Origin of the sequence: Stenotrophomonas maltophilia, assembly GCF_002799245.1 — a bacterium.
In the GTDB taxonomy this organism is placed as follows: domain Bacteria; phylum Pseudomonadota; class Gammaproteobacteria; order Xanthomonadales; family Xanthomonadaceae; genus Stenotrophomonas; species Stenotrophomonas maltophilia_S.
The window spans coordinates 117,034-135,141 of record NZ_NEQV01000001.1; the positions used below are offsets into that span (position 1 = coordinate 117,034).

Annotated in this window: 14 protein-coding genes; 6 read left to right on the forward strand and 8 right to left on the reverse strand. The window is 65.7% G+C overall.

Annotation, left to right across the window (positions count from 1 at the left end; all coding sequences use genetic code 11):
• The first annotated feature begins 5 nt into the window (after positions 1-5).
• Entirely contained in the window at positions 6-1,028 is a 1,023-nt protein-coding gene (locus tag B9Y64_RS00670) for a magnesium and cobalt transport protein CorA (protein ID WP_100439084.1), read from the forward strand.
• Between the two features lie 176 nt (positions 1,029-1,204).
• Here the strand turns inward: B9Y64_RS00670 and B9Y64_RS00675 are convergent, their stop codons facing one another.
• From B9Y64_RS00675 to B9Y64_RS00705, 7 genes are all read right to left on the reverse strand, one after another.
• Positions 1,205-2,569 carry an NAD-dependent succinate-semialdehyde dehydrogenase gene (locus tag B9Y64_RS00675; protein ID WP_100439085.1) on the reverse strand — a complete coding sequence of 455 codons (1,365 nt, stop codon included), beginning with the start codon at positions 2,567-2,569 and terminating at the stop codon, positions 1,205-1,207.
• A gap of 83 nt (positions 2,570-2,652) precedes the next feature.
• Entirely contained in the window at positions 2,653-3,495 is an 843-nt protein-coding gene (locus B9Y64_RS00680; protein WP_100439086.1) for an ABC transporter permease subunit, read from the reverse strand.
• Positions 3,492-4,424, reverse strand: a complete 933-nt coding sequence (locus B9Y64_RS00685; protein WP_100439087.1) for an ABC transporter permease subunit — start codon at positions 4,422-4,424, stop codon at positions 3,492-3,494. Before B9Y64_RS00685 ends, B9Y64_RS00680 begins: the two co-directional genes overlap by 4 nt.
• A complete protein-coding gene (locus B9Y64_RS00690; protein WP_010486163.1) occupies positions 4,421-5,557 on the reverse strand; it encodes an ABC transporter ATP-binding protein in 1,137 nt (378 codons plus the stop codon). The genes B9Y64_RS00685 and B9Y64_RS00690 overlap by 4 nt, the downstream gene beginning before the upstream one ends.
• A 372-nt stretch (positions 5,558-5,929) precedes the next feature.
• Entirely contained in the window at positions 5,930-7,039 is a 1,110-nt protein-coding gene (locus B9Y64_RS00695; RefSeq protein ID WP_100439088.1) for a polyamine ABC transporter substrate-binding protein, read from the reverse strand.
• A 91-nt stretch (positions 7,040-7,130) separates the two neighbouring features.
• Entirely contained in the window at positions 7,131-8,528 is a 1,398-nt protein-coding gene (locus B9Y64_RS00700; protein WP_100439089.1) for a glutamine synthetase family protein, read from the reverse strand.
• Complete coding sequence (locus B9Y64_RS00705; RefSeq protein WP_100439090.1) at positions 8,525-9,286, reverse strand: gamma-glutamyl-gamma-aminobutyrate hydrolase family protein; 762 nt, start codon at positions 9,284-9,286, stop codon at positions 8,525-8,527. The genes B9Y64_RS00700 and B9Y64_RS00705 overlap by 4 nt, the downstream gene beginning before the upstream one ends.
• Positions 9,287-9,447: 161 nt before the next feature.
• On the opposite strand from B9Y64_RS00705, the gene B9Y64_RS00710 reads away from it, so the two are divergent.
• The 3 genes from B9Y64_RS00710 (at position 9,448) to B9Y64_RS00720 (ending at position 14,180) form a co-directional block, all read left to right on the forward strand.
• A complete protein-coding gene (locus tag B9Y64_RS00710) occupies positions 9,448-10,725 on the forward strand; it encodes an NAD(P)/FAD-dependent oxidoreductase (RefSeq protein WP_100439091.1) in 1,278 nt (425 codons plus the stop codon).
• Positions 10,726-10,775: 50 nt separating this feature from the next.
• Positions 10,776-12,386 carry an MASE1 domain-containing protein gene (locus B9Y64_RS00715; RefSeq protein ID WP_100439871.1) on the forward strand — a complete coding sequence of 537 codons (1,611 nt, stop codon included), beginning with the start codon at positions 10,776-10,778 and terminating at the stop codon, positions 12,384-12,386.
• Between the two features lie 198 nt (positions 12,387-12,584).
• Complete coding sequence (locus B9Y64_RS00720; RefSeq protein ID WP_100439092.1) at positions 12,585-14,180, forward strand: MASE1 domain-containing protein; 1,596 nt, start codon at positions 12,585-12,587, stop codon at positions 14,178-14,180.
• A gap of 100 nt (positions 14,181-14,280) precedes the next feature.
• Here B9Y64_RS00720 and B9Y64_RS00725 read toward each other — a convergent pair whose 3' ends face one another.
• Positions 14,281-14,760, reverse strand: coding sequence for a hypothetical protein (locus tag B9Y64_RS00725; RefSeq protein WP_100439093.1), 480 nt, complete (start codon positions 14,758-14,760; stop codon positions 14,281-14,283).
• A gap of 263 nt (positions 14,761-15,023) precedes the next feature.
• On the opposite strand from B9Y64_RS00725, the gene B9Y64_RS00730 reads away from it, so the two are divergent.
• Both B9Y64_RS00730 and B9Y64_RS00735 read left to right on the forward strand, forming a co-directional pair.
• A complete protein-coding gene (locus B9Y64_RS00730; protein ID WP_100439094.1) occupies positions 15,024-16,592 on the forward strand; it encodes an MASE1 domain-containing protein in 1,569 nt (522 codons plus the stop codon).
• A 106-nt stretch (positions 16,593-16,698) separates the two neighbouring features.
• Positions 16,699-18,042 carry a diguanylate cyclase gene (locus B9Y64_RS00735; RefSeq protein WP_100439872.1) on the forward strand — a complete coding sequence of 448 codons (1,344 nt, stop codon included), beginning with the start codon at positions 16,699-16,701 and terminating at the stop codon, positions 18,040-18,042.
• The last annotated feature ends 66 nt before the right edge of the window (positions 18,043-18,108 follow it).

Genomic DNA, 18,108 nt, shown 5'->3' on the forward strand with positions numbered 1-18,108 from the left:
GCACGATGGCGGGCATGTCATTGCCCGCCTCCGCTTCCGCCCCTGCTTCGGCCAACCCCGCCTGCGTCATCAACTGCGTCCACTACGATGACGAGGGCAAGCGCCACGACATCAGCCTGGATGCCATCAGCGATGTCATTGCCAGTGGCAATGGCTTCGTCTGGGTCGGCCTGTACGATCCCAACGACGACGTACTGCTGAAACTGCAGGAGGAGTTCTGCCTGCACGACCTGGCCATCGAGGACGCGCGCAACGCGCACCAGCGGCCCAAGGTCGAGACCTACGGCAATTCGATGTTCGTGGTGGTGACCACCGCGCAGATGGTCGACGAGCGCATCCAATATGGCGAAACCCATGCCTTCCTCGGCCCGCGCTTCCTGGTGACGGTGCGCCACGGCGCCTCGCTGTCCTACGCGCCGGTGCGTGCACGGGTCGAGCGTGAGCCTCAACTGCTGAAGATGGGCCCGTCGTACTGCCTCTACGCGGTGGCCGACTTCGTGGTCGACAACTACCTGCCGATCGTGCACCGCTTCCGCGACACCCTGGACCTGCTGGAAAAGGACATCTTCGCCGAGAACTACAAGCGCAGCACCGTGGTGCGGCTGTACGAGCTCAAGCGCGAACTGAACAAGATGCGCATGGCGGTGGCACCGCTGCAGGACGTGCTGGCGCAGCTGCGCCGTTACCAGGGCGAGCTGATTCCGGACGAAGTGAAGCTGTACATCCGCGACGTGCACGACCACGCGGTACGCATCAGCGATGTGATCGACACCCTGCGCGAGATGCTGGGCACCGCCCTCAGTGTGAACCTGTCGCTGGTGACGCTGGCGCAGGGCGAGACGGTCAAGCGCCTCGGCGCATGGGCCGCGCTGCTGGCGGCACCGACGCTGATCACCAGCTGGTACGGCATGAACTTCAGCCACATGCCCGAGCTGAGCGAACCGTGGTCGTACCCGATGATGATCATCGGCGTAGGCGGCGTGTGCGTGGGCCTGTACCGGCTGTTCAAGCGCGCGAAATGGTTGTAGGGCGTATCGACCAACGGTCGATACCCACCGCATTGAACGGGCGTATCGACCAACGGTCGATACCCACCGCATTGAAGGGGCGTATCGACCAACGGTCGATACCGACCTCGAGCAACGTTCGATACCCACCCGACCGGTAGGCCACGACCGTTGGTCGTGGCGCATTGGATCATCCATCAAGCCACGTAAACGGTCTTGATGTTCATGAACTCATGGATGCCGTGGTCAGCCAGTTCCCGACCGAAGCCGGACTGCTTGCTGCCACCGAACGGAAGCCGCGCATCGCTCTTGACGATGGCGTTGACGAACGCGGCGCCGCATTCCATGCGCTGCGCGAAGGCTTCGCCACGTACCGGGTCACGCGTCCACACGCTGCCACCCAGGCCGAAGCGGGTGTCGTTGGCCACGCGCAGTGCCTCGGCCTCGTCGCTGACCCGGATCACTGCGGCTACAGGGCCGAACAATTCCTCGTCATACGCCGGCATGCCCGGGCCAACCTGATCGAGCACGGTGGCCGGATAACCGGCATGGGTGCCGGCAATGGGCTCGCCGCCGACCAGGACACGCGCGCCCCTGGCCACGCTGGCCTGCACCTGCTTGTGCAGTTCGTCGCGCAGGTCGGCACGGGCCATCGGCGCCAGCGTGGTACCGCGCTCGTTGGGATCGCCGTACTGGCGCTGGCCCGCCGCTTCAACGAAGCGTCGGGTGAACTCATCGGCCACCGCATCGACCACGATGAAGCGCTTGGCTGCAATGCAGGTCTGCCCACTGTTGTCGAAGCGCGACTTCACCGCTGCGGCCACGGTCTTGTCGAGGTCGGCATCGTCTAGAACCACGAAGGCATCACTGCCCCCCAGCTCCATCACCGACTTCTTCAGCTGGCTGCCGGCATTGGAAGCGATCGAGCGCCCTGCCCGCTCACTGCCGGTCAGGGTCACCGCCTTCACCCGTGCGTCGCGCAGCACCTCGGCGGCCTGGTCGTTATCGATGTGCAGCACATCGAACACGCCGTCCGGCAGCCCTCCGTCACGGCACACCGACAGGATCAGGTCGGCGCACTGCGGCACATTGCTGGCGTGCTTGAGCAGGGCCACGTTGCCGGCCATGAACGCCGGCGCGAGGAAGCGGAACACCTGCCAGATCGGGAAATTCCACGGCATCACCGCGAACACGCAGCCGATCGGCTCGTAGCGCACATAGCTGCGCTGGGCTTCGGTGTCGATCAGCTGCGGCTTGAGATAGTCGGCCGCGTGGTCGGCGTAGTACTCGCAGGCGGCAGCGCACTTGTCGACCTCGGCCAGCGCTTCGGCCTTGAGCTTGCCCATTTCGTGGGTCATCGCCTGCTGCAGATCGTCGCGGCGCGCGCGCAGCTGGGCCGCGATCTGGCGCAGGATGGCACCGCGTTCCTGCAGCGAGCGCTCGGCCCAGCCGGGGAACGCATCGGCGGCGGCCTGCAGGCGCTGCTCGATGCCGGCAGCGTCCATCAGTTCATGGCGGTAGGTCACCCGGCCGGTGGCCGGGTCGATGATCTCGACGGTCATGGGGGATCTCCATCTGGAAGACCCCCATTGTGCGCCGCTGGCCGTGAGCCGGATGTTGCCGGCTCCGTCGACAAACCGTGTGCTCAGCCGTTGTCCTGCCGCGCCAGCTGCAGGTCGCGCTGGCGCCGCTTCTCGGCGCGGGCATTGATGTACCAGCCGATCACCGCAGCGATCGACACCGCCGACACCAGCAACGTGGCCAGCGCGTTGATCTTCGGGCTGATGCCCATGCGCACCGAGGCGAACACCTTCATCGGCAGCGTGGTCGAGCCCGGCGTGGCGACGAAGCTGGCCACCACCACGTCATCCAGCGACAGGGTGAAGGCCAGCAGCCAGCCGGCCACCAGCGCCGGTGCGATGATCGGCAGGGTGATGCGGCCGAACACGGTCAGCCGGCTGGCACCCAGGTCCATCGCGGCTTCCTCCAGCGACAGATCCATTTCCTGCAGGCGCGAGGACACCACCACGGTGACGAAGCACAGGGTGAAGGTGACATGGGCGATCCAGATCGTGGTCAGGCCACGCGCCGGGAATCCGGGAATCGCCCCCATCGAGGCCAGCAGCGCCATCAGCGAGAAGCCCAGGATCACATCCGGCATCACCAGCGGCGCGGTGACCAGCGCACCGAACATCGGCTTGCCACGGAAACGCTTGAAGCGGGTCATCACCATTGCCGCAAGCGTGCCCAGCACGGTGGCGGTACAGGCGGTCCAGAACGCCACGACCAGGCTGGTCCACATCGCATCCATCAGTGCACGGTCGGCGAACAGGTCGCTGTAGGCCCGGGTGGAGAACCCGGCCCAGACCATCGCCAGCCGCGAGCTGTTGAACGAATAGAACATCAACAGCAGGATCGGCAGGTACAGGAAGGCGAAGCCGAGCAGCAGCACGCCCAGCCCCAGGCCCTTGGCGGTGCGCGGGCTCATGCCTGCTTCCCTTCCAGCAGGCGCTGCTGGGAACGGTTGAACAGCAGGATCGGCACCAGCAGCAACAGGATCATCGCCACCGCCATCGCCGAGGCGCCCGGCCAGTTGCGGTTGTTGAAGAACTCGTTCCACAGCTGGCGGCCAACCATCAGCGTCTCCGAGCCACCCAGCATTTCCGGGATCACGAACTCGCCCACCGCCGGGATCATCACCAGCATGCAGCCGGCGATGATGCCGGCCCTGGACAGCGGCAGGGTGATGCGCAGGAACGCCTGCCACGGCTTGGCACCGAGGTCGTAGGCCGCTTCCAGCAGGCGGTGGTCATGCTTGACCAGGTTGGCGTACAACGGCAGCACCATGAACGGCAGGTAGCAGTAGACGATGCCGATGTAGGCAGCCGTCGGGGTGTCGATCAGCTGCAGCCTGGGCAGGCCCATGCTGGTCATCAGCGCCTGCAGGCCGGTGAACTGCAGGAACTGGTCGAGCAGGCCGTTGCGGTCCAGGATCGCCTTCCACGCGTACACGCGGATCAGGAACGAGGTCCACGACGGCAGCACCACCAGCATCATCGCCACGTTGCGGGCGGCCGGCGACAAGCGCGCGATGGCATAGGCCATCGGGTAGCCGATCAGCAGGGTCAGGAAGGTGGAGATGGCCGCGATCCGGATCGAGCTCAGGAACGCCTGTGCATAGATCGAATCACGGAACAGCGCCAGGTAGTTTTCCAGGTTCAGCTTCAGCGAGAAACCGCCGTCGGCGTACTGCAGCAGCCAGGTGTACGGCGGCGAGCCGACCCGGCTGAGCGAGAAGCTGATCATCAGCACGATCAGGAACGGCACTGCGAAGAACAGCAGCAGCCACAGGTACGGAATGCCGATCACCGTGGCACGCAGCCCCGGCAGCCAGCGCTTCAGGCCGGCGACGCTCATGAGGTCAGCACCACGCCGTCGTTATCGCGCCAGTGCACCCACACGCTGTCACCCCAGGTCAGGCCATCGCTGGCCCAGCGCTGCGAGTTGGCGAAATTGGCCAGCACCTTGGCACCGCTGGGCAGGCGCACGTGGTAGACCGAGTGGCTGCCGAAATAGGCGATGTCCTCGATCACGCCCTGCGCCTTGTTGGTGTGCCCTTCCGGCTCGTCCTTGCCGATCATCACCTTCTCCGGGCGCAGCGCGAACGCGACCGGCTGCCCTTCATACCCGGTGATGCCATGGGCGATGTAGATCGGTGCCGGGAACAGCGGCGAACGCACGGTCACGTACTCGGGCAGGTCCTCGTCGATCACGCCGTCGAACAGGTTGACCGAACCGATGAACTCGGCAACGAAGCGGTTGGCCGGCTGCTCGTAGACCTCGTCCGGCTTGCCCACCTGCTGGATCCAGCCGGCATCCATCACCGCGATGCGGGTGGCCATGGTCATCGCTTCTTCCTGGTCGTGGGTGACCATCACGCAGGTCACGCCCGACGACTCGATGATGCTGACCAGTTCCAGCTGCATCTGCGAGCGCAGCTTCTTGTCCAGTGCGCCCATCGGCTCATCCAGCAGCAGCAGCTTCGGCCCCTTGGCCAGCGACCGTGCCAGCGCCACGCGCTGCTGCTGGCCACCGGACAGCTGGTGCGGCTTGCGCTTGCCCAGATGGCCCATCTGCACCAGGTCCAGCATCTCGCCGACGCGCTTGCTGATCGCGTCCTTGCCGAGGCCATCCTGCTTCAGCCCGAAGGCGATGTTCTGCTCGACCGTCATGTGCGGGAACAGGGCATACGACTGGAACATCATGTTGACCGGCCGCTGGTACGGCGGCAGCGCGTCCAGGCGCTGGCCATCGAGGGTAATGCTGCCCTTGGTGGGCGTCTCGAAGCCACCCAGGCAGCGCAGCAGGGTCGACTTGCCACTGCCGGAGCCACCGAGCAGGGCAAAGATCTCGCCCTTGCGCACGTCCAGATTGACGTCGTCGACGGCGACGAAACCGTCGAATTCCTTGCGCAGGTCACGAATGGAGAGATAGCCGGGCGCGCCCGTCGTGTCGACGACGGCGGCTACCGGCTGGGCTTCAACGGGCATGGGGGCTCCGGGAGCGGGCGGTGGACAGCGGCCGCCATTCTACCGGCCGGGGGCGGCAAATGCGTGCCGACCAACGGTCGGCACCCACCAGGCAGGAGGGATCGGCACCTACCGGGCAGGAGGGATCGGCACCCACCGGGCCGGGGGGATCGGCACCTACCGGGCAGGAGGGATCGGCATCCATTGGGCCAGGGGATCTGCACCCACCGGGCCGGGGGGATCTACAGCTCTGGTGGGGGCCGACCGTTGGTCGGCCCTACCGGGAAGGCGTGCCGACCAACGGTCGGCACCTACCGGGCCGGGTCGGCACCTACCGGGCCGGGTCGGCACCTACCGGGCCGAGCCGGCACCCGCCTGCCAGCAGGCCGGCCCTTACCGGCCGGTCTTCACCTCGGTCCACAGCCGGGTGTAGAGCTTGTCGGTCTCCGGCGTGTTGATCGAATAGGTGAACATCTTCTCGGCCACATCGGCCGGCGGATAGATGGTCGGGTCGGTACGGATCGCCTCATCCACCAGCGGGGTCGCGGTCGGCACCGGGTTGGCGTAGTGGATGAAGTTGGTGTTGGCCGCGGCGACCTTCGGCTGCAGCAGGTAGTTGATGAACGCGTAGGCCGCTTCCGGGTGCTTGGCATCCTTCGGGATCGCCAGCATGTCGAACCACTGCGGGGCGCCTTCCTTCGGGATCGAATAGGCCACATGCACGCCATTGCTGGCTTCCTCGGCGCGGTCGCGGGCCTGGATGATGTCACCCGACCAGCCGACCACCAGGCAGGTGCCGCCATTGGCCAGCGAGCCCACGTACTGCGAGGAGTGGAAGTTCTGCACGTACGGGCGGATCGACTTCAGCAGGTCGGCGGCCTTCTGCAGCTCGGCCGGGTCGCCGCTGTGCGGGTCCAGGCCCAGGTAATGCAGCGCGATCGGGATCATGTCGGCCGGCGTGTCCAGGATGGTCACGCCACAGTCCTTCATCTTGCTGATGTTCTCCGGCTTGAACACCAGGTCCCAGCTGCTGGCGATGTCGGCGCTGCCGCCGAAGCGCTGCTTCAGCATGTCCACGTTGTAGCCGATGCCGGTGGTGCCGATCATGTACGGCACGCCGTACTGGTTGCCCGGGTCCTGGGTGGCGATGCGCTTCATCACCGCCGGATCGAGATTGGCCAGGTTCGGGATCTTGCTCTTGTCCAGCGGCAGGAACACGCCGGCCTGGATCTGGCGACCGAAGAAGTTCAGGGTCGGCACCACCACGTCGTAGCCGCTGTTGCCGGCCAGCAGCTTGGTCTCGACCATCTCATCGCTGTCGAAAACATCGTAGGTCACCTTGATCCCGCTCTCCTTCTCGAAGGTCGGAATGGTGTCCTCGGCGATGTAATCGCTGTAGTTGTAGACGTTCAGGACCTGGCTGTCCTGCGCGCCGCCGTTGCCACCGCTGCAGGCGGCAAGCATGGCGGAGGCCAGGCCGAGCGTGAGGATACGCAGCTTCATCGGGTGCTCCAGAATGCGGGAAGGGGGGCCGGCGGGGCCGGCGACGGGTGCCAGCCTACCCCCCGGCGGCGGATTTTTCTATTCCGCAGGCTCAGACGTTCAGCAGCAGGAACTCGCGCTCCCACGAGCTGATGACACGGAAAAAGGTCTCGTATTCCTTGCGCTTGACCGAGATGTAGGCCCGGCAGAAGCGCTCGCCCAGCAGCGCCTGCAGCTCGCTGCACTGCTCCAGCCCGTCCAGCGCCTCGCCCAGCGAGCGCGGCAGGTTGTAGCCCAGTTCCTTGGCACTGCCGGTCACCGGCGCATCCGGCGCCAGCCGCTCGCGGATGCCGAGCAGGCCGCAGGCCAGGGTCGCGGCCATCGCCAGGTAGGGATTTGCATCGGACCCGGCGAAACGGCTTTCCACGCGCATGTTCTCCGGCGTGTCCAGCGGCACGCGCAGCCCACAGGTGCGGTTGTCATAGCCCCAGTGCACGTTGCTCGGCGAAACCTCGCCGAACACCAGCCGCCGATAGGAATTCACGTTCGGCGCGAAGAACGCCATCGCCTGCGGCACGTACTTCTGCAGGCCGCCCAGGTAGTGGCCGAACACCGGGCTGAACGCGCCCTCGGCATCGGTCTCGCCGGCAAACACGTTGCTGCCATCGCTCACCCTCACCAGGCTCTGGTGGATGTGCATGGCACTGCCCGGCTCGTTTTCCATCGGCTTGGCCAGGAACGTGGCATACACCCCGTGGCGCATCGCCGCTTCGCGCATGGTGCGCTTGAACAGGAACACCTGGTCGGCCAGGTCCATCGCATCGGCATGGGTGAAGTTGACCTCCAGCTGCGCCGCACCGGATTCATGGATCAGCGTGTCCACGTCCAGCTTCATCGCATCGGCGTAGTCGTACATCAGGTCGAGGATCGGGTCGAATTCGTTGACCGCATCGATCGAATACGACTGCCGCGCGGTTTCCGGGCGTCCGGAGCGGCCGGCCGGTGGCAGCAGCGGGAAGTCCGGGTCGGTGTTCTTCTGCACCAGGAAGAACTCCAGCTCCGGCGCCACCACCGGGCGCAGGCCCAGTTCGGCGTAAGCCGCCAGCACGCGGCGCAACACGTTGCGCGGCGCCAGCTCGTGCGGCTCGCCGTTCTTGGTGTAGCAATCGTGGATGACCTGCGCGGTGGCGTCGGCCGCCCACGGCACCATCCGGACCGTGTCCGGATCGGGGCGCAGCATCATGTCCGAGTCCGACGGCGAGGTCAGCTCGTAGTAGTCGTCAGGGAACTCGCCGGTGACGGTGGTCGCGAAGATGCCTTCGGGCAGGCGCGTACCGTAGTCATGCGAGAACTTGTCGGCGGGAATGATCTTGCCGCGTGCATTGCCGGTGATGTCCGGCACCAGGCATTCCACCTCGGTGATACGCCGCTCCTTCAGCCAGCGCAGCAGGGTGCTTTCCTGCGGCGCGGGGGGCGTGGCCGTCTTGCGCGGGCGCGTTCGGGAGCTCATCGGGAATCCAGTCGGTTCTGTTGGTGCTGCCGGCAAGCTTGGCCGAACGCACGGAAAATAGCGTGATAGAACGGCGTCTCCATGACACGCCACTCCGGGTGCCACTGTACGCCGAGCACGAAACCATGGTGCAGGCTGCGTGCGGCCTCGACCAGCCCGTCATCGGCCCGGGCCTCGACCTGCAGGCCTTCGGCAAGGCGGGCGATGCCCTGCCCGTGCACCGAATTGACCTGCACGCGGTCGCCACCCTGCCACTGCGACAGCCAGCCATCGGCGGCCAGCGTGACCGCATGTGCCGGCCCATACTGCACGTCCACTGGCGCCTGCGGATCTTCACGATGGTCCGCCAGGCCGGGCACCGCATGCACCTGCGGATGCAGGCTGCCGCCCAGTGCGACGTTCAACTCCTGGAAGCCACGACAGATCGCCAGCACCGGCAGGTCCAATGCCAGCGCCTCCCGCAGCAGCGCGAAGGCATTGGCGTCGCGCGCCGGGTCATGCGGATTGCCTGGCCAGCTGCGTCCGCCTTCGTAGTGCTGCGGTTCGATGTTGCTGACCGCGCCGGTCAACAGCAGGCCGTCGAGCCCCTGCAGCCAATCGCCGGCCGGCAGCGGTGGCTGCAGGCTCGGCAACACCACCGGGGTCACCGTGGTCGCCTCGGCCAGCGCGCGCACGTACTTCTCGCCGGCCACCGCGAAACGGTGATGGCCGAGCACGGTGCTGTCGGTGGGCAGGCCCACCCAGGGCAGGCGGCGCATGGGAAAACTCCTTGGCGTGCCGACACGTTACCCGTCGCCCGGCGAATGCGGCAAGTCGCTGCCGTCACACCACAGCCGTCACCCATCGGCGAAACTACCGGTGTGAACGCTGATCGACCTGCCCCGCTCCGTCCTCCCGCCCTGCAGCCGCGAGGCCTGCAGTGAGCGCCGCCTTCCCGCCCAGCTGGTATGCCGCCAGCCTGCCCGAGCCGCCCGCCCTGCCCTCGTTGCAGGGGGATGTACAGGCCGATGTCGCGGTGCTGGGCGCCGGCTATACCGGCCTGACCGCAGCCCTGGAACTGGCCGCGCGTGGCCAGCGCGTGGTGGTGCTGGAAGCGCAGCGGATCGGTTGGGGCGCGTCCGGCCGCAATGGTGGCCAGGCGCTGGTCGGCTATGGCTGCGAGGTGGACGAGCTGGAACGGCAGCTCGGCCGTGATGATGCACGCCACCTGTTCGACTGGTCACGCGATGCGGTGCAGGCGATGCGTGCGCGCATCGACCGCCACGGCATCGACTGCCACTGGGTGGAAGGCCACGCCAGCGTCGCCATCCGCGAACGCCATGAGCGCGAGCTGCGGGCCAACTGCGAGCACCTGCAACGCCATTACGACTACCCCATGCAGTGGTGGGACCGGGATGCCCTGCGCGCGCAGCTGGACAGCCCGCGCTACCGCGCCGCAATGTTCGATCCGCTCAGTGCGCACCTGCACCCGCTGGCCTATGCGCGCGGCCTGGCCGATGCGGCGCGCGCGGCCGGCGTGGTGATCCACGAGCATTCCACGGTGACCCGCGTGCAGCGCGGGCCGCAGCCCACCCTGCACACCGCGCAGGGCAGCGTACGCGCCACGCATCTGGTGGTGGCCGGCAATGCCTGGCTGCAGGGCCTGCTGCCCGAGCTGGAACGGCGGATCATGCCGGTCGGCACCTATATCGGCGCCAGCGAGCCATTGGGTGCCGAGTGCGCCCGCGCCCTGATCGGCAACGACATGGCCGTGGCCGACACCGCCTGGGCACTGGACTATTTCCGCCTCAGCCATGACCACCGGCTGTTGTTTGGCGGCCGCGCCAGCTACTCGGCGCTGCCCCCACCCGGCCTGCGTGGGGTAATGCAGCGGCGCATGCACCAGGTGTTCCCGCAGCTGTCCGATGTGGCACTGGACCAGGTCTGGGGCGGCTATGTGGACATCACCCGCAACCGCGCCCCGCATTGGGGCCGGCTGGACGGCAACCTGTACTTCGCGCAGGGGTTCTCCGGCCATGGGGTGGCCGCCGCCGGGCTGGCCGGCGAGGTCATCGCCGCCGCGATTGCCGGCCAGAGCGAGCGCCTGGATGTGTTCCAGCGCCTGCGGCATGCGCCCTTCCCGGGTGGGCGGCTGCTGCGCACGCCGCTGCTGGTGGCGGCGATGTCGTGGTACAAGCTGCGGGATGCATTGTGGTAGCGGGACCCTTTCCAGCCACATAATCGGTGCAGGCGCTGGGGAGCATGTGGATGCAGTGGTGGAAGGACGGTCTGCTGGTGAGGATACGGGTCAGCCCCGAAGGGCTGGCGCTGGCGCTGCTCTATGCCCTCGCCTGCTGGGGCGCGCGCAAGCTGTCATTGGACCAGTTCTTCCTTCCTGCCGGCGTACGGGTGGCCGCGCTGCTGCTGTGCCCACCTCGTCTCTGGCCTTATCTGCTGATTGGTGAATACGCCTACTTCGCGCACCTGCGCATTCCCTTGCTGGGCAAGTACGGCCTGACCTGGGTGATCTGCGCATCGGTTTTCCTGATGCCTACCGTGATGCTGATCGTGCAGCTGCACCGGAAGCTGCTGGCACGCACCACCGTCGTGGGCGTCATTTCCATTGCGGTATGCACGGCGATAGCCATCAGCCTGCTCAATCTGAGTATCTCCCACCTGCTTTGGCCACCATTGCGTGAAACGCCATTTCTCACCAACGTGTTGCGTTATGCATTGGGCGACTTCATCGGCATCGTGATCCTGGCGCCACTGGCGCTGCTATGGATCCGGCGGACAGAGGAAAAATGGTCAGCCCGATCCGTTGCAGCCATAGCTGCGGCAGTGGGGGCGATGCTGGTCATCGGCCTGCAGGCGACTCCAGTACCTACGTCGATCACGGCCCCGGGCTCGCTGCAGCTGCTGCTCATCCTGCCGATTCCGGCAATCGCCCTGACCTGCCTGCTGGGGTGGCGTGGAGCCGCCATTGGCGTTGCCGCCGTGAACATGATCCTGGGCCTGAGCACCCCGGCCGATCGTCCAGACGCGTTCGATGCCGCAACCTTCGCCACCCAACAGGCCATGGCCATCGCCAGCGTAGCCTTGCTGCTGCTGGGCGCACGCATCACCCACTTCCAGAATCAGCACCGGCTGCGTGAGGAAGACGGGAAAGCGGCCCTGCGGCTTGCACGAAGCTCACAGCTGGCCAGCGAAATGGATCTGCGCGAACGCGCTGCGCACCTGCGCCAGCTGGGCGATGGCATGGACCTGTCGCTGAACGAAATGGTGAACTGGCTGCATGCGCAGGGCCATCACGCCGTGGCTGACAGCCTGCGGCATACCTCGGAGGTGCATTCACGCCTGTTCCGGGCCCAGGCCAGCATGATCTATCCCGCCGCCCTGGAACGACTGGGCTTGTATGTGGCGCTACAGGCAGGTGGTGTACGCGAGGCCTGGGGCAACAGTCATCGCGTGACCTCGCCCTGGTTGATGGGTGACCCCTGCCAGCTCAGCGCTGGCCTGCAGCTGGCAGCCTACCGTTCGATCGTCGAAGCCGTTTCCATTCTGCTCGGAAGCGAAACGGGGCAGCTCGTCGTTCGGGCCCGTTGCGGCCGTCTTGGAAAGGAGCAAGGCATCATGCTCATCGCCGGAATGCTCAACCCACGCCAATCCCTTGCGCAGACGACAATGGACTCGGTCAATGGCCAGTTGGCAGGCCGCGTGCTGGCCTATCGCGGCACGCTGCAGTGTCGGCGCAATCGCATCCGGATGCTGCTTGTCGAGGCGGTAGACACCCCGCACGCAGAGCCCTTTCCGGAACGTGAACAGGACCCGCGCCGCAGGCCCGGCGCCATTGGACCACCCGCGCCAAACGGGCAGTAGGCCCATGAACTGGGATGGACTTCACAACTTCCTGGTGACGTCCATTGGAGGCGCCTTGCCGTTGGCGACAGGTCGCCAGGCACCGCTGCAGTTCATGAGATTGCGCCCATCGGTATCAACCGATACTGTCGAGCCTGAAGGATGCATTCGGTGTCGCCGGGACTGCGATAGCGCGGGACGAGCAAGGGAGGCTTGAGTTTGAGTTGGTTGAAGAGTGGATTTGAACTGAGCTTCCGTATCCGACCGGTCGGCCTCGCTCTTGCTCTGCTGTATGCCGTCGCCTGCTGGGGGGCGCGTCACTTCTCCGTCGATCAGTTCTTTCTGCCGGCCGGCATCCGTGTCGCCGCCCTGCTGCTGTGCCCGCCACGGCTGTGGCCATACCTTGTTTTGGGGGAGTACGCGTACTTCGCACAGCTGCGCTATCCCATGATCGATGAGTACGGGATGAGCTGGGTGATCCTTGGGTCAGCGTGCCTGATGCCGGCTGTCGCACTGATCGTCCATCTCCACCGCAAGGCGATGGGATCCATCAGCGAGAGCTGGCTGCTTTCCGTCGCGGCATCAGCGGCGCTGATCGCCAGCGCCCTCAAGCTCGGCCTCTCCCACGCGCTGTGGCCGGTCCCGCCGTCCATGCCGTTCTACACCAATGCAGCGCTCTTCGTGCTGGGTGACTACATCGCCATCTTGACCGTGGCGCCGCTTGCCCTGCTGTGGATCCGCCGCCATAGCGGCTACGACTGGTCAGCCTGGCGGCTGCGCCCGACGATAGTAGCGCTCTGCGCACTGTGTGCGCTCAGCGTCCTTATCGCCACGGCCGGCGCGCGCGATGACTCTGCGCGCGCGATCCTGCAATTGCTGATGACGTTGCCGGTGATTGCACTGACATGCCTTCATGGCTGGCGCGGTGCCGCTGTAGGCGTGCCGCTGATGAACATGATTCTCAGCGTGACCATGCCCAGCACCGGCCTGCCTGGGTCATTCGACCAGACGACCTTCTTCACGCAACAGATCATCGCGATCACCGGGACGACCCTGCTGGCTCTCGGCTCCCGCATCACCCATCAGTACCATCAGCACGCGCCCGCTCCAGCGCGGGTACAGGAGCCACAGACCACCCTGCTCTCGCGCTCGGCTCATCTTGCCAGTGAAATGGACCTGCGCGAACGGGCCCTCGGCCTGCGCAGGGTTGCCGACGAGATTGAAGCAGCCCTCGACGAAACACTGAAGCTGCTCAGGACACACGGCCAGGAAGGGCCGGCAATCGACCTTCTGCGAACGTTCTCTTCACGCTCACGCAAATTTCGTGAGCTGACCAGCATGGTCTATCCCACCGAACTCGAACACGCCGGGCTCTATGTTGCCCTTCAGGCAGGGGGATTGAGCGAAGCCTGGGAAGACAGCCATCGCGTGGTCCGCCCGGTACTCCAGGGTGATCCCTGCCAGCTGAGCATGGGGCTGCAGCTGGCGGCCTACCGCGCCCTGGCCGAGTCCGTGTCTCTCCTGCTCAAGGAAGAACGGGGCCAGATCCAGCTGCGTGCACGCTGCGGGCGTTCGGGACGGCACAAGGGAATCCTGATCACAGTGGCGCTGCTGGACCGCAGGAGCACGTTGGCATCCACAACCGTGAATCTGGCAACTGACCGTCTCTCGGCACGTACACAGGCCTACTCCGGCTCAGTGGACTGCCTGGGCAACCGGATCCGGATAGTCATGCGAGATGCCCCGCTCGCGATGCAGGGCGAGAGCATACAGCCGCAGGTCGTTGCGCCGGCAAATATGCCGGCCAAGTACTGATTCGCAGCACCACCAGCACGCACCAGCAGCGTCGGCAGGACACAGTAGCCTGCGGCGGTTCAACGCCGCCGCAGGCATCCTGCCCGCCAACCCGCGTGCTTCACTTTCCGCCGGCGGCAGGCTCGACGGACCAGATTGCCGCCTGACCTTCCCCATGGAGGATCAACGAGAAGTCAGATGCCTGGAACACCAGGCGCTTACGCGCCGTCGCCGGCACCACCAACCGCTGCGACGGCAGCGAGACACGTACCGATGCACTGCCGGCCGGCAGGGTCCAGAACGTGGAATCGATATTGGCGATGATCAGCACCACCTGGCCCGCAGAATCATTGACCTGGTAGTACGTCACACCATCGCGCTGGAAGGCATAGACAAACCAGGCCGGATCCAAACTCGAATTGACGGCAACAGGCTGGCTTTCGCCCAGGCCGGCGTTGGCCGTCTGAATACCATTGCCACCGGTCGTGCAGCAGGAAGCCAAAGCCAGCATCGGCATGGACAGCAGGACTGCAGTCGTCGCCGCAACGGAAAATCGGGAAAATCTCACAGGCATCTCCATGGTTGAATTGAGGTACTGCATCCAGGCGCTCCGCGTTGACCTCGGCCGAAGCGAGCAACGCCACTTCTTGACCGGATGGAATCGTCCACAGAAACAGCCAAAGCCCAGATATTCCCAGCATACCGACGCGCCAATGGGGGTGCCATCGTATGCATCCTGACCAGAGTTCCCCCGGGGCGCTGCCACCAGGCCGTTGCACGGGTTGCCGTCTGTCGATACCTTCGCGCAGGTCACGTCATGTAGCGGCGAGACAAAGCGTCTCAACTGAGCCGGGGAGATCAACAGTGAGCTGGTGGAAGGATGGAATCCAGGTAGACGTTCGCATCCGTCCCGCAGGCCTGTTCATCGCCGCCGCTTATGCCGTCGCCTGCCTGGTCACCCGTCAGATGTCGCTTGACCAGTTCTACCTCCCCGCGGGCGTGCGGATTGCCGCACTTCTGCTGACACCTTCGCGTCTGTGGCCCTATCTGCTGCTGGGTGAATACGCCTATTTCGCGCAGATTCGAATGCCGATGGCGACAACCCATGGGCTGGCCTGGGTCATTCTCGGCTCGATTGGCCTGATGCCTGCGGCAATGCTGATCGTGCATTTCCATCGCAGACACATCCCCACCGCAGGCGGATTATGGCTGCTCTCCCTGTCGTTCTCCGCAGGCATTGCCGTCAGCCTGCTGAACATGGGGCTTGCGCGCCTGCTGTGGCCAGGCCCGGACCCGGAAATGATGCTCGAACAGGTGGGACGCACTCTGCTCGGCCAGACCACCGGCGTCCTTACGCTTGCCCCACTGGCATTGCTCTGGCTGCGACGTCACTCCGAACCAGGATGGAGCACCCGCTTCGTTGCCGTCACCGCCACAGCCATTGCGCTGATCATGGCGCTTGGATTGGCAATGAAGCTGACACCGGCTTCGGCCAACACCCTCCGTGAGCAACTCGTCCTGATGGCTTCACTCCCGGCAATCTCACTTGCCTTCCTGCATGGTTGGCGCGGTGCTGCGATCGCAGTGCCGCTACTGAACCTGATCGTGCTCGCATCCACGCCAAGCACTGGGCTACCCGCTTCGTTCGACCTCGGAGCCTTTTCCACGCAGCAGAGTCTCTGCGTAATAAGCGTCGCGCTGCTCGCACTGGGCTCCGGCATCAGCCACTACCAACGCAAGTACCAGGAGCATGAAGATAGTGGCCGGAACATGGCAAAGCTGGCGCGCGCCTCGCACCTGGCTGGTGAACAGGCTCTGCGCTCACGGGCACTGGAGCTGAAATCAATCGGCGACGGCATGGAGATATCGGTGCAAGGTGTCGTTGCCTGGCTCAAGACCCATGGCCACCGCGATATCGCAGCAGATCTGGTTCAGACATCTGCAGCGCATTCATGGCAATTCCGCCAACAGGCCAGCATGGTCTATCCGACCGCAATTGAGCAGATCGGACTCTACCTCAGCCTGCAAGCCAGCGGCGTACGCGACGGTTGGGACTCCACCGGCCGCATGAGTCGACCACAATTCTCCGGCGACCCCTGCCAGTTGAGCGTGGGCCTGCAACTATCAGCCTATCGCCTATTGATCGATGCAGTGCCGGTGATGCTGAGTCATGAGCCGGGGCAGATGCAACTCCAGGCGCGTAGCGGCAGGCTCGGCCGGCGTCGCGGCATCATGTTGAACATCGCACTGCTGGATCGCGACCGCCCACTGGCGTCGGCCACTGAAGCTGCACTGATTGATCGGCTCGGTGGACGCCTGATCGCCTACGACGGCGTGCTGCAATGCCGCCGCCATCGAGTCACGATCTTACTCAGCGAAGCCCTGCCGTCCCTGCTCCAGGGTGGCAACGCGCTGCGCACCAGGTTCGCCTAGCTCCGACCTCCCCTGCGTGGCGTGCACCGTTTGGTGCATCAGCCTAAAGTTGCGCCCGAAACCGCCGCTATCCGTGCCGAGCCCCTCCCTCGTGAGCCACCGCATCATGCCCGTCCTGCCGCAGGCCGCCGTCGATGGCGACCTGGCCGATCCGCTGCCACAGCGGATCCTGCTGGTCGAAAACTCCCGTGCGTTCACCGGCATGCTGCGCGAAGCCATCGAGCAGCGCCTGGAACTGCCGGTGGTGATCGCGTCCACCCTGGCCGAGGCCGACCGCCTGCTCAGCGAAGGTGGGGGCTGGTTCCTGGTGCTGACCGGGCTGGTCCTGGCCGACGGCGACCGCGATGCGGTGGTCGAGTTCTTCCTCAAGCGCGGCCTGCCGACGGTGGTGGTCAGCGGCGTCTACGACGAGGACCTGCGCAAGCGCGTGCTGCAGCAGCAGATCATCGACTACGTGCTGAAGAATACGCCGGGCAGCATCGACTACCTGGTGTGGCTGGTGCAGCGCCTGGAACGCAACCGTCGCATCGCGGCACTGGTGGTGGACGATTCGCCTTCCGCGCGCGGCTATGCCGCCGCCCTGCTGCGCATGTATGGGCACGAGGTGCACGAAGCGGCCGACGGCAACGAGGGCCTGGCTGCGATCGAAGCGCATCCTGCGATCCGCCTCGCCGTGGTCGACCAGGAGATGCCGGGCATGCAGGGCGTGGAGTTCACCCGCCGCCTGCGCACCCTGCGCTCGCGCGACAAGGTGGCAGTGATCGGCATCTCCGGCAATACCGACGCCTCATTGATCCCGCGCTTCCTGAAGAACGGTGCCAACGATTTCCTGCGCAAGCCATTCTCGCGCGAGGAATTCTTCTGCCGTGTCTCGCAGAACGTGGATCAGCTGGAACTGATCGGCACCCTGCAGGACCTGGCCACCCGCGATTTCCTCACCGGCCTGCCCAACCGGCGCTTCTTCCTGGAGCAGAGCCAGCGCCAGCTGCCGCAGCTCCAGCTGCACGGCCAGTGCGTGGCGGTGGCGATGATCGACATCGACCACTTCAAGCACATCAACGACACCCACGGCCACGAAGCCGGCGACGATGCGCTGCGCGCGGTGGCCGGCGCGGTGGCCGCGCATGCACGCAGCCATGACCTGATCGCGCGGTTCGGCGGCGAGGAATTCTGCCTGCTGGTGCCGGACATGGAACAGGACGAGGCGCTGCTGTACTTCGAGGAACTGCGCCAGCGCATCGCCGCGCTGGAAGTGGACATCGGCACCGCCACCCTGCGCATGACGGTCAGTATCGGCCTGTGCTGCCTGCGCCCGCAGCGCGATGCGCTGCACCGGCTGATCTCCGAGGCCGACCGCCAGCTGTACCTGGCCAAGGCCGGTGGCCGCAACCGGGTCAGCTGCACCACGGTGGCCAGCCCGCTGCGTCCACGCGAGCCCGCCCTGCCCTGAGCGGCACGCTTTGATCCAGATCAACGCCGCCCACGCGCGGCGGATCTACAGTCGGCCCCGACATAC

What these genes read in the sequence shown, in the direction of transcription:
- B9Y64_RS00670 (WP_100439084.1), top strand. Translation starts at nt 6, where the DNA reads ATGGCGGGCATGTCATTGCCCGCCTCCGCTTCCGCCCCTGCTTCGGCC.
- B9Y64_RS00675 (WP_100439085.1), bottom strand. Translation starts at nt 2,569, where the DNA reads ATGACCGTCGAGATCATCGACCCGGCCACCGGCCGGGTGACCTACCGC.
- B9Y64_RS00680 (WP_100439086.1), bottom strand. Translation starts at nt 3,495, where the DNA reads ATGAGCCCGCGCACCGCCAAGGGCCTGGGGCTGGGCGTGCTGCTGCTC.
- B9Y64_RS00685 (WP_100439087.1), bottom strand. Translation starts at nt 4,424, where the DNA reads ATGAGCGTCGCCGGCCTGAAGCGCTGGCTGCCGGGGCTGCGTGCCACG.
- B9Y64_RS00690 (WP_010486163.1), bottom strand. Translation starts at nt 5,557, where the DNA reads ATGCCCGTTGAAGCCCAGCCGGTAGCCGCCGTCGTCGACACGACGGGC.
- B9Y64_RS00695 (WP_100439088.1), bottom strand. Translation starts at nt 7,039, where the DNA reads ATGAAGCTGCGTATCCTCACGCTCGGCCTGGCCTCCGCCATGCTTGCC.
- B9Y64_RS00700 (WP_100439089.1), bottom strand. Translation starts at nt 8,528, where the DNA reads ATGAGCTCCCGAACGCGCCCGCGCAAGACGGCCACGCCCCCCGCGCCG.
- B9Y64_RS00705 (WP_100439090.1), bottom strand. Translation starts at nt 9,286, where the DNA reads ATGCGCCGCCTGCCCTGGGTGGGCCTGCCCACCGACAGCACCGTGCTC.
- B9Y64_RS00715 (WP_100439871.1), top strand. Translation starts at nt 10,776, where the DNA reads ATGCAGTGGTGGAAGGACGGTCTGCTGGTGAGGATACGGGTCAGCCCC.
- B9Y64_RS00725 (WP_100439093.1), bottom strand. Translation starts at nt 14,760, where the DNA reads ATGCAGTACCTCAATTCAACCATGGAGATGCCTGTGAGATTTTCCCGA.
- B9Y64_RS00735 (WP_100439872.1), top strand. Translation starts at nt 16,699, where the DNA reads ATGCCCGTCCTGCCGCAGGCCGCCGTCGATGGCGACCTGGCCGATCCG.